Below are 10,775 nucleotides of genomic sequence, written 5' to 3'. Positions count from 1 at the left end.
TTCAAAAACCTCCTGAATGGTGATGATGAATGGTCGTCTAGCAAACCAACGCGGCGTTTAAATAGCGTCACGTTACCGGACGAGTTTTGGTCAACAGTTGCGACGGCCCTGGTCAAAACGTGAACGTTTTTCTCCAAGCAAAAGATCAAAATAAATTGAGTTGCTATCCAATCCTTCTCAAAAATCGGCTCGCCTGGATCGACCACTTTTTGAGACTGCTTGGAACGCGCCTAAAATCATGAAAGAGCATAAGGCAAAACTGACCCCAAAATTGGGGTAAACCGCAGTGCGGTTTGGTTTGTCGTGATAGCACGTTGGGGTCAAAAGGTGTAGTAAAACGCCATTTACTCCACGTGAAAAAATTACGAACGTGTAGTAAAACGCGTTTTACTACACGTGGATGATGCCAGTTACGACAAGGGCTAGCGCCATTCACTACACGTAAACAGTTTTTTACTACACCTGAGCAAGATTATTCGCTTATTGGGCATAAACGAACGATTTTTGGTGTTTCAGCGCGTACAGCTATATAGTAGCTTGTCTGCAACTCGGCATACGTATAGTGAGTTGCTCGAATTGAAGCGTAGATGTTGCTTTAACAGAAACTGTCGAGATGCTTGTAAATTAACAGAACGTTGAATTAGCCGAAGCTTTAAAGTTGCACAAATAGCAACTGATATGTTTATCAAATGCAACTCATATATTACACAATGTTCAACTTGAATGAAACTCTAAATGCAAGTGGGTGTCAACACCACGTGTAACATCGTGAGAAGGTCAGCGAAAAGATGGCGGCAGATGCTGTTTAAATTTTGATTTTGAAGGGGGACTCACCTCCCTTCAAAATAACAGGGGGATTGGGGGCGTGCCCCCAAACAAAATTGACGATCAGCGCAGCTGAGATTCTGTCAATTCATCGTAAGTGTACGTACACTTGCAAATCTCGCGACAGTAGAAAAACGTCAAAAAGGAAAATTTGGCATTTACGGATTTTGCTTTTTATTTGGGATTCATAGTTAACACTAGATCACTTAAAAATAACGGATTTTCAATGGAGACGCTAATTACTTTTGAGCTATTCAAGCACATTTTTCTTAGCACATTTAGCGACTTCTTCGGCGTGCTTCGTTCTAGATCAATTCACTTAGGCAGTGGTTTTATAGGCTAATAATAATTGAGCTTTATGAGTTGTTCAGCTATAAAATAGCGACTATACTGCTCAATGTATACAGTTATTGCCAGGCACTGAAGAACTTTGGAAAGAAGATAATAGGCGTGAAAAAGTGGAAAGTTATTGGGCTAATATTCGGGCTCTTTCTAGTCAATTTGCTTGGGTATTCAACAATTGTATCCGCAGACACAACACAATCTTTAAATCAAATTGTTTCAACTGAAAGCCGTATTAGCGATAACAATACTCAACTGACCAATGCTGACAAGTTATCAAGAAGTAATCCAGAAAATGGACAACCAATTATCGCTTCTGGAAAACAAGTGGTACTGAATAATAGTCATGGCAATGGCATAAGTTCTCGTGCAGAAGTTCCTGTTACAAATATTACCTGGCACTTATCGGAAGAATACATATCCGGAAAATTCAGAGTCAATTTCTGGATTGATTCTATTGAGGGTGTCCCGCCAGCCGCAGTTGATGTGCAAATTGAATTTAATACTGAGCCTACCCTTGCAGGTCCGGTGAATGCCAATACGCTGGCACCCATTAGCAAAATAGGCGGTTTGCAAACAGGATTACTTGGTTTTACAGAATTGCCAGCCAAAACCACATTTTTTAACGTTGCTGGCGCTGTTGGATTTATAGGAGTTAATGGAGCGGCTAATGTAAAACCAATCCCACCAACGGCCATCTATTTACAAAATAAAATAGGACAGAATTTCCCTGAATATGTTGATCCCGTGTCTAAAAAAGATGCAGAAACACCTATTAATACTACCTGGACTAAGTTATCAAAATCTCCTAGTTGGTCATCAAAAGATAGATATATTTATATTAAAACGTTCAGTGAAACATATGGCAATCAATCTGCAGATTTTTGGAGTTCTCGAGAAGTGCATCATATTCGCCCGAGAGTTTATGGCGGAACAAATGACTTTAATAATTTGATGCCGGTGTTAACACCAAATCATCGGTTGATCACCGCGTGGTTTAACAACTATTGAGGAGGAACTCATTTGGAATCTCTAATTCGGCGAAGAATTAATTCTTTAATAAAGGTGACGAAAAATGGGGAAAAAGCGCTCTCAACATTCCAATTAGATGGAGATGTGCAAAATGTTTCTTTTAAGATAGAACCTCCTGCACACGCTGATGATATAGAAAAAATAAAAAGGTGGAACCTTCCACAGGATTACATTGAGTTTCTCTCGATTACTAATGGACTATTTTTATTTGACACAACAATCGAAGGGATTCCTATGGGATATACGTGTGAAGTCTATTCAATTAGAAAAATGATTAAAGAAAAAGAGGCACTGCCTAAAAGTTTTGTAAATAAAGTACCCATTCTCCATATAAGGGATGTCGGAGATATGTATATTGATATAGAGAAGTATCGGTTAGGAAAATCATATCTAACTCATCCCGGAATAGAAGCAGACCGATATTTCGATTTTTCATTTTCAAAATGGCTCGATAAATATATGGTGGCGGGAGGCAATGAGTTTTGGAATTTCTGATAACAAAGTTGGCCAAGTAGGAAACCAAAAACTTCGAATTGACATTGATTAGTGTGCTTAATAAGGCTGTCAAAGAAAAACAGCCTTATTATCACAAGCTAGATCTCATTAGAGTATAAGATAACATTTATGAAAACTAACGACTTTTGCTTAAAAACCGCCTAAATTACGTGTTTGTAAGCATAAGAGACAGTTTGAGTGTACTGACTGTCAAGGTGGGGGACAGTTAGTGTAATTTCAGGAATTTATAAAGGAGATTGGTAAGTCTAAATCGACAGTATTATACGTTATAACTAGACCATTGGCAGAGCTTGCGGGAACGCCCTCAATAGTTATTGCAATGGTCTTTTTCTTTTTTGCTGGAATAGAAATTTTTGAGAATGGCTTTACTTTTAATGAGTTACCTTCTGAATCAGAAACAGTAAGGTATTTGGTATCTAATACGACAGGGACAAGGTAGTGATCATTTTTAACCGTTATGTTAAAAGCAGTGGTGTTTTTTATACTGTTCTTGTTTTGTTTTTTAGGGGTAATGGTCATGCTAAATAAAACATGCGACTTTCCATTGTACTTAAACTCTTCTCCCATAGGAATTGGCTTTCTTGAAATGGCACTTTTTATAATATGATAACCAATGGGAACAGAAACCACTTTGGTTTGTATATTATTGTTATGCTTAACCCGTATTGCAAGCTTAGAGGAGGAGGGCTTTAATTCCGAAACGGTATTTTCTCTTTTATTCGAAATGCCAGAAGAAAGTTGATTCTCTTTAAGATCACTTATCGTATATTTGCTTTTTGGAGAGGTAGCAAATGTGACAGCAATACTGTTACTGTGCTTAATAAGTTTGACTTTTTTAATAGTAATGGTGGGACGTTCAAACTTATTTGAGGCCGTTCCTTCAGGGTTCATGCGCCATAACACCGCAAGAACAATTACTCCAATTATGCTGACAGCCAAGATGAGCCAAAAGTAACGTTTGTTTTTTAAAAGCATTGACAAGCCTCCGTGAATGCGGTTTTTTTTTAAGAAAAAGGGGGAATTAAATTGCGAAAAGTATGGGCATATATCACTATGATAGCTGCAGCCTTAGCGATAATTCAAGTTCAAACGGTAAGTGTAAGTGCTGATAGTATGGCAAATCCTTTGGCAGCGAATAGCCATGTTTTACCAAAGAATGATATTGTTTTGACTAACCAGACGACAACACAACAGTTTTTGAATGAAATCATTCGACAATATCAGTATTCTTATCCCGATTTTAAAGGGAGTGTCAAAGCTTATACACCTGATCAATATCAGGATTTAAAAGAAGGAAAGAAAGTTCAAGGAATTACGTCCGAATATCTTGCGAAACTGAATAAATCGTCTAATCATCTATCTGTGAGGACGGTATCACCTGTGTCAAACCCCAATTCGGCGCCGTACAGTTCCGTTGGGGTTTTGAGCACGTGGTTTTCGATGGCAAATGGTGTCATGGTCATTAACTCACCATACCTTGACAGTTCGTATAAAAAAATCATCTCTAACTCAAATGGCACAGAGCTGAGCAGTGGAACTTCTGGCGGTACTGGATTTAGCATTGGAGTAGACCGTATAGGGACAGCAGCACACATGTTATATGATGGTCATTATATTTCTGGAGGAATTATTAACTTTGGTGATAGTCAAGCAAATCATCAAGGGGTCGGTTACGGAGTATTGAATAGATTGATAGTGCCACAGGCATGGATTAATAATTCAACAGCTACTTCGAATGATTACGGGGCTGCAATTGTCTCTATGAAGTCTGGTAGTATGCCTGCGGGTCTTAATTTAAATACGAACCCTGCTGATACGATGGCAGCAAGATCCATTGGATTCCCTGGCGATCCGCAATCAGGGTACGAACTTCAAGGAGTCATGGTTCAATCAAGTGGGACTGTCACACCCTTTTCAGAGGACCCACTAGGAATATATATTTCACAACAAATTAATTCGTATCATGGCATGTCGGGAGGTCCATTACTTGATGGCAACAATTCGGTTATCGGAATAAACATTCTTGCTTGGTCGAACGTGCAAGGACAAGAGTATCAGTGGGGATTTCGACGAATGAATAGTGGAGTTGCGGGATTCTTGAGAAATTATTAGTCCTTGTCTAGTCTATCCTAAAAAAACCAGCGCTAAATGAGATAGCACAAACATTTGGAAGGTGAAATTGAGCTTGCGCCCACATTTTCATAGTCGTCGATACATGTCTAACCAAGTCCATGAGCGTTCGATGATCCATCGTTGTGGCAATACTTTAAATATAGACATTAAGAATGAGGCAACTTCAACACTATGTGAGGGCCTCATTTTTTTGCTAAGTTCAAAATAAAAGGATTATTTGTGGATCAGGGTTGCCTTTCGAAGCTTTGAAGAGATGAAATGAATCCGAACATATGTTTGCTTTTTGTGACGGCAGACGTGCTGTCTAAAACAAAAAAGGAGACTTTAAAATGGCAGATGAAGCAGTACGAGCCGTTCAAAAATGGCTCAACAAAACGTATGGTAGCGTTCCTGGCTTTGTCGCAGCTCCAGAAAACGGGCAAACGGGATGGCCAACAATTTATAGCCTAAGAATGGGATTACAGCACGAAATCGGTATTAGTGCTATTGGTGAAGGCTTTGGCGAGACGACCAAAAACGCCTTAGCACCTGTTGTAGGTAGTCTGAAGCCAGGATATAAGGGGAACATTGCTCAACTCATTCAAGGGGCTTTCTGGTGCAAAGGGATTAGTCCAGTAGACTTTAATAATGAGTTCACGAATAACACCCTTAATGCTGTTAAAGAACTTCAGCAAGATGCTGGCATTGCGGCTGATGGATCTGTGACAGTGGCATTTATGGCGGCTTTGTTTGACATGGCAGCTTTCGTCTTAGTTTCAAACGGCGATGCTAAGGTTCGAACCATGCAGCAAGCGCTCAACCGTAAATTCTCTGGGGAATTACAAGAATTGATGCCGTGTGATGGCGTTTATCAACGAGCAACTAATACAGCGTTGATTTATGCCTTACAACGAGCAATCGGTATGAGTTCTGCGCAAGCAAATGGTAACTATGGTCCAGGGACAATTGCCGCTACACCTACTGTTAATCAGGGAGCCAATAGCGACGTTGTCCAGGTCATCCAATACGGCTTGTATGTGAACGGCTTTTATACAGGGGCATTTGATGGCTATTTTAGTTCAGACGTAGCAACGGCAGTGGTAGCTTTTCGAAAGTTTATGAATTTACCGCCATTTAATAGCACAGCTGACCTAACCGTCATCAAAGGATTGTTGACTAGCAACGGCAATACTAATCGTGATTCAAATACTTTTGATACAGCAACTCAATTAAGTGCTGCACAGGCAAAACAACTAAAGCAATTCGATTTTTCAATAGTTGCTCGTTATCTAACTGGCAGCGTTGGTGCAGGGGCTGCCGAACGTGATAAATACTTGACTTCCACGGAACTTGCAAATCTTACTGAGGCTGGACTAAAAGTTGTGCCAATATATGAAGATGGTGGCTATGAGTTTGATTACTTTAGTCTACAGCAGGGAATTCATGACGGATTTGTTGCAAGTAGTACTGCTGCTAAGTTAGGGTTTCCGGCTGCAACTACGATTTACTTTGCAGTTGATGTGGATGTTCAAAGTGGCGATATAGATGGCACAATTATTTCTTATTTCCGTGGTATTAGCCAAGCTATGAACAATAGTATTTTCAAAATTGGAATATATGGAACACGGAATGTATGTAATCGGGTAACCGCTGCATCGGGGACCAATATTCTTTATTCCTACGTCGCTGATATGTCATATGGATGGAGCGGAAACCTAGGTTTTAAGATGCCTCAAAATTGGGCATTTGATCAGTTTGTGGAATACTCAGCTGCAGGTGTTGATATTGACCAAGTAGCTTCTTCAGGAAAAGACCAGGGAAGCGGGACTTTCAAAGTGGATCCTAACGCAGTACGCCTTGAGTTTGCGCGAACCTTAATTAACAATGCCTATCAGTTAAAACCATTACAACCAGATATTCCGACCTTAGAGGTTGATGGCCCTGAAATTCATGTATCAACTATTTTGGCAGAGTTTTATCTTAAACTATCAAGTACTTTTGCGAGCAACGATAGTGGAGCGCCACTAGGTTTTACAATTTCTGATGGTAAATTAGGAACTCAAGTACAATCTGAGATCGATAAATTCAAAGAAGCACACGAAGCCGCAAAGAATTTTGACTTTACATCTTTGATTGGTACACTAGGGCCAATGATTGGCAATGGAAATCTAAAAGTTGGAATGTCAACCAAAAATGGAATGCTAGGATTTAAAGTGGTCTGTGAATCTACAACAACAGTTGTTACCAACGGACAACAGGAAAATGTTACAACTTCGTTGAGTATCGAGATATACACTAAGCCAAATGGATTAGGGATCCCAGCTGAAGATTATAAACCAATTTATGTTCCTGTTTCTGAACATGAACCAAACTTGGGGTGGATTCCTTGGGCAGCAGGGGCGTTTGTATTAATAGTAACAATTATTATGGCTCCAGAAGTAGCGGCTACTCTTATTGGAGCTGCTGCTAAACTATTGCCAGCGACGTTCATTGCTGCTTAGCTTTTAAGGAGGTGATTAATTGGGATTGTTACCATTAATACTTGGTGTACTGGGATATTCCATATTGTTGAGCTCGCTTGCTTTAACAATAATGGTGCGGCACCAAACTTCTGATCAAAAACGTAGCGAAGCCTATATAAAAGTGGCTAAGTATCTGGGCGAAAACCCAACTTTATTTAAGAAGGTAAACCAATTAGTCAAATTGGAAGGTGCAACAAAGCTTATGGCATTCGTGTTCTTTTTTGGCGGATGGATAGTCTATTCAATAAATAGCTTTTTGATTGACTCTTTGGACGAGGGAGTTCGTGTAATCATTTTGTGGGCATCGATTGCCTTATTTGTTATTTTGACTATTGTGCAGATGATGCTAGAATTTCGGCACAAAAAATTGTTGGCTTTTCCTCTTTCTAATATTTCTCTAGTAGAGAATACTGCAGGAGAGAAACGTTGGATTCTCAGCAAGATACTGTTAATGATCGGGACCGTGATATTGACAATATGGCTACAACTTGTGGCTCAATGATTACTAACTGATAAACTTTCAAAATTTGTTCCGTTAGATTGTACCCTAACGATTCGTCCAGAAACGTCTTGAAACAAAGCCTAAAATCCGATTCAAATAAGTGACCCGAAACGATGTCTAAGATCGTTTCGGGTATTTTTATGGGCAGCCATCCGTAACCGTTGCTATAATCGTCATTAGAATGCACGAGATGAGGACGGTTATATGAGTAAGACCATCAAAGAGTTAGCAAATGAATTAGGCATAAGCAAGCAAGCGGTGAGTAAGAAACTAACTGCCAACTTCCGAGCCAACCACGTAACAACCGTTACCACCAACGGACGCCAGAAGTTGGTGGTTGATGATGATGGTGTATTTGAACTGAAGTCCCAATACATAGAAGATCATAACCAACAACAGGGTGCCAACCATTCAACCGCCAACGTTGTCGACGACAACACTAACTTGGTTGATGAACTAAAAAAGCGCATATCGGCTCAGGAGAATGAACTATCTCAAAAAAATAAGCAAATTCTTGCTAAGGATTCCCAATTGGAGAACATGCAGAAACTACTTGATCAATCGCAACAACTCCAACTAATGGCCGAAAACAAACTTAAGAAGCTGGAAGCACCCCAAAACAACCCTGAGAGCGGTTCTGATCTAGCAAATGACCAAACGCATGAACGAGCGCCAGAGGCGCCTGTAAAGGCTGAAAGTAGCCCAGAACAACCGCCGTCTTTTTGGCAGAGATTGTTTGGTACTGGAAAGTAACAAATAGCCACCGTAGTCACGGTGGCTATTTCACTAAGTCTTAAAATCCAGAAATCCGTCAGTACAGGTCGTGATCAAGTAGACCAGTGGCTATTTACAAAGTGGGTTGCACGAGGCTAGGCAGGGTGAGCACTGCAGCTAATGGCCATTAGTCAACTGCGCAGATTCCATAACGAAGTTTTGACTATTTTTGATTGGTAATTAAAGTGGTGTTTACTGCTTTTTTGGTATACTAGTTTAGTCGCTACGCCTTTTCGCGTGATACCGCGCCTAAAGGTGGTGATAGTTCATGAATTCATTCGATAAAGCGATCATCGCGCCGCTGCTTGTCGGTGTGTTTCTGCTTTTGTTGAAATACGCGCTGGATAACCACAAGTAGTGTGAGTAGCGACTAATTCCAGCACCTGGCACCGGGTCATCATCTTCTTGCGGAGATGATGGCTTTTTTCGACACAAAAACCCATGCAGCTTGCGGACTACACGGGTTTGTGATGTTCATAAATTCATTCGATTAGGTTCATTTTAGCATAGATTATAACCAGTTGCATTTATAAATCTTTGCTTGAGGATCTGCGTGCAAAGTTATTGTGAATTTCAACTTGAACTACTTGTCGTCCTCGCTTGGCTTGAAACAATTCCAAATCCATATCATCAATTTTCATATTTATTTCTTCGATCGATCTAATTAGAACGCTTTTTTTCAAATCCTTGTAAGCGTAGTTTTTGGGGGCGCCTAGCCACTTTTTAAAATCATCCGGAGCGCCTTGGACTATCGGGATTGATTGACCATTATCTTTATCAGACTCACGCATCAATTTATACAGCAAAATAGCATATTTGCTTTTGAGCTGGACAGTGTCATGTAAAAGATACTGAGTATAGTGACCATTATCCTTAAGACGTAAAAGAAAAGGCGCAAAATCTTCATTAATTTTGAGTTCTATTTTACCATTTTCCCAAACCTTGGCACGCTCAAACCAACCAGTCATCGTGATTGATCTTTCTACCTCGTTGTAAATTCTGACACTCTTAGCACGCATGTCATTGAGATTTTGAGCTAATTGAGAATATGTACGACCGCTACGTTTTAATTCGAGTACGTTAGATAATTCGTACATAGATGTTTGAATGACATTGAAGTTCTTGTCATCAGGCTTAATTTTGGAAATTACATAATCCATAATTTTAAGTTCACGCGCATTCAAGTCATGGCGAGCTTTAGTGATAAGGTCGTTGTGTTCAGCAACCAAAAAATAGCGTTGATCGTTTATTTCGTCTTTGTTAAAGTTACGGTCATTTTTCCATAAGAGCTTCTTTACATCTACCATACAGAATCACCTCAAGAGGTATTATACATTAAAAGGAGAACAATTTTGTCTCCTTTTAATTTTTACCCCCCTATCGTGTGCTTTTTACCCCCCTATCGTGTGCTTTTTACCCCCCTATCGTGTGCTTTTTACCCCCCTATCGTGTGCTTTTTACCCCCCTATTAGTCGATTTAAACGCGTGGTTGAGCCATTCTCGTCTCCCTAAGTACTTAAAGTATTTAAAAGTATTTAGAAGTATATATAACGCGCGCGAGGCTTGTGTTTGTGTTTTGCTTGTTAATAACCACAAAAGACCTTGGGGAGAACCTCTTCCCAAACCCCATACAAAATTCTGGTCGCGTTGCTCCCTAAAAAGGTGTGGCTGCGCCACATTTAACTCCGGCTTCGCCTGCGCGCCGTTGGCTTGCCCTAGCGCGCTTCGCTTGCGTGGCTCAGAAGAACCTCAGCTGAAGCTTCGGTAGGGCTATCGCCATTCACCGACAAAAGCACATTGCCTAAATTTGATCAATTACTAAAGATGTTTATTGGTGTCAAGAACCTATGCTGATAAAAACGGCTTAGAACGCAAATATGAGCGTTCTAAGCCGTTTTTGATGTAGAGAGCATTAATTATACCCACCAGAGTAAGAAACGCTAGTACAGGCCCTTTAGCGCTTTTTAAACTCACTGCTTTGATAACCAGTCCTCAATGATATTTGATTTGGTCACGCTGACATGGTACTTAGCCAGTTCCGGATTTTGATTCACTTCCTGTTGCTTTTTTGCGACCAGCTGATTCAATTTTGCAATCGCCTGATCGGTCAAAGTGAACATGACCCGGTGTGTTTCGTCTTGCTTTGTCAT

9 protein-coding genes are annotated in these 10,775 nt (G+C 40.2%); 6 read left to right on the top strand and 3 right to left on the bottom strand.

Going from position 1 to position 10,775, the window contains the following annotated elements; all coding sequences use genetic code 11:
- The first annotated feature begins 1,275 nt into the window (after positions 1 to 1,275).
- A complete protein-coding gene (locus LBPC_RS14805; protein ID WP_016370747.1) occupies positions 1,276 to 2,178 on the top strand; it encodes an HNH endonuclease signature motif containing protein in 903 nt (300 codons plus the stop codon).
- Positions 2,179 to 2,190: 12 nt separating this feature from the next.
- Positions 2,191 to 2,694 (top strand): SMI1/KNR4 family protein, encoded by a 504-nt coding sequence (locus LBPC_RS14800; protein ID WP_003663182.1) that lies wholly within the window; start codon positions 2,191 to 2,193, stop codon positions 2,692 to 2,694.
- Positions 2,695 to 2,931: 237 nt separating this feature from the next.
- Here LBPC_RS14800 and LBPC_RS14795 read toward each other — a convergent pair whose 3' ends face one another.
- On the bottom strand, positions 2,932 to 3,690 hold the full coding sequence (locus tag LBPC_RS14795) for a hypothetical protein (RefSeq protein WP_003663179.1): 759 nt from the start codon (positions 3,688 to 3,690) through the stop codon (positions 2,932 to 2,934).
- Positions 3,691 to 3,741: 51 nt separating this feature from the next.
- Here LBPC_RS14795 and LBPC_RS14790 point away from each other — a divergent pair, with 51 nt between their 5' ends.
- From LBPC_RS14790 to LBPC_RS14775, 4 genes are all read left to right on the top strand, one after another.
- Positions 3,742 to 4,827 (top strand): trypsin-like serine peptidase, encoded by a 1,086-nt coding sequence (locus tag LBPC_RS14790; RefSeq protein WP_003572859.1) that lies wholly within the window; start codon positions 3,742 to 3,744, stop codon positions 4,825 to 4,827.
- Between the two features lie 350 nt (positions 4,828 to 5,177).
- Positions 5,178 to 7,328 carry a glycoside hydrolase domain-containing protein gene (locus LBPC_RS14785; protein ID WP_003572855.1) on the top strand — a complete coding sequence of 717 codons (2,151 nt, stop codon included), beginning with the start codon at positions 5,178 to 5,180 and terminating at the stop codon, positions 7,326 to 7,328.
- Between the two features lie 19 nt (positions 7,329 to 7,347).
- Positions 7,348 to 7,851: a hypothetical protein gene (locus LBPC_RS14780; RefSeq protein ID WP_016370804.1), complete on the top strand. Its 504-nt coding sequence runs from the start codon at positions 7,348 to 7,350 to the stop codon at positions 7,849 to 7,851.
- Between the two features lie 204 nt (positions 7,852 to 8,055).
- The gene (locus tag LBPC_RS14775; RefSeq protein ID WP_003572853.1) at positions 8,056 to 8,604 is read left to right on the top strand and encodes a replication protein B; all 549 of its coding nucleotides are present in this window, start codon (positions 8,056 to 8,058) and stop codon (positions 8,602 to 8,604) included.
- A gap of 548 nt (positions 8,605 to 9,152) precedes the next feature.
- Here LBPC_RS14775 and LBPC_RS14770 read toward each other — a convergent pair.
- Positions 9,153 to 9,932: a replication initiation protein gene (locus LBPC_RS14770; protein ID WP_003572863.1), complete on the bottom strand. Its 780-nt coding sequence runs from the start codon at positions 9,930 to 9,932 to the stop codon at positions 9,153 to 9,155.
- A 663-nt stretch (positions 9,933 to 10,595) separates the two neighbouring features.
- Positions 10,596 to 10,775 carry a hypothetical protein gene (locus LBPC_RS14765; protein ID WP_003572033.1) on the bottom strand — a complete coding sequence of 60 codons (180 nt, stop codon included), beginning with the start codon at positions 10,773 to 10,775 and terminating at the stop codon, positions 10,596 to 10,598.

Source organism: Lacticaseibacillus paracasei subsp. paracasei (assembly GCF_000829035.1).
In the GTDB taxonomy this organism is placed as follows: Bacteria; Bacillota; Bacilli; order Lactobacillales; family Lactobacillaceae; genus Lacticaseibacillus; species Lacticaseibacillus paracasei.
This window is presented reverse-complemented; position numbering and strand designations above follow the sequence as displayed.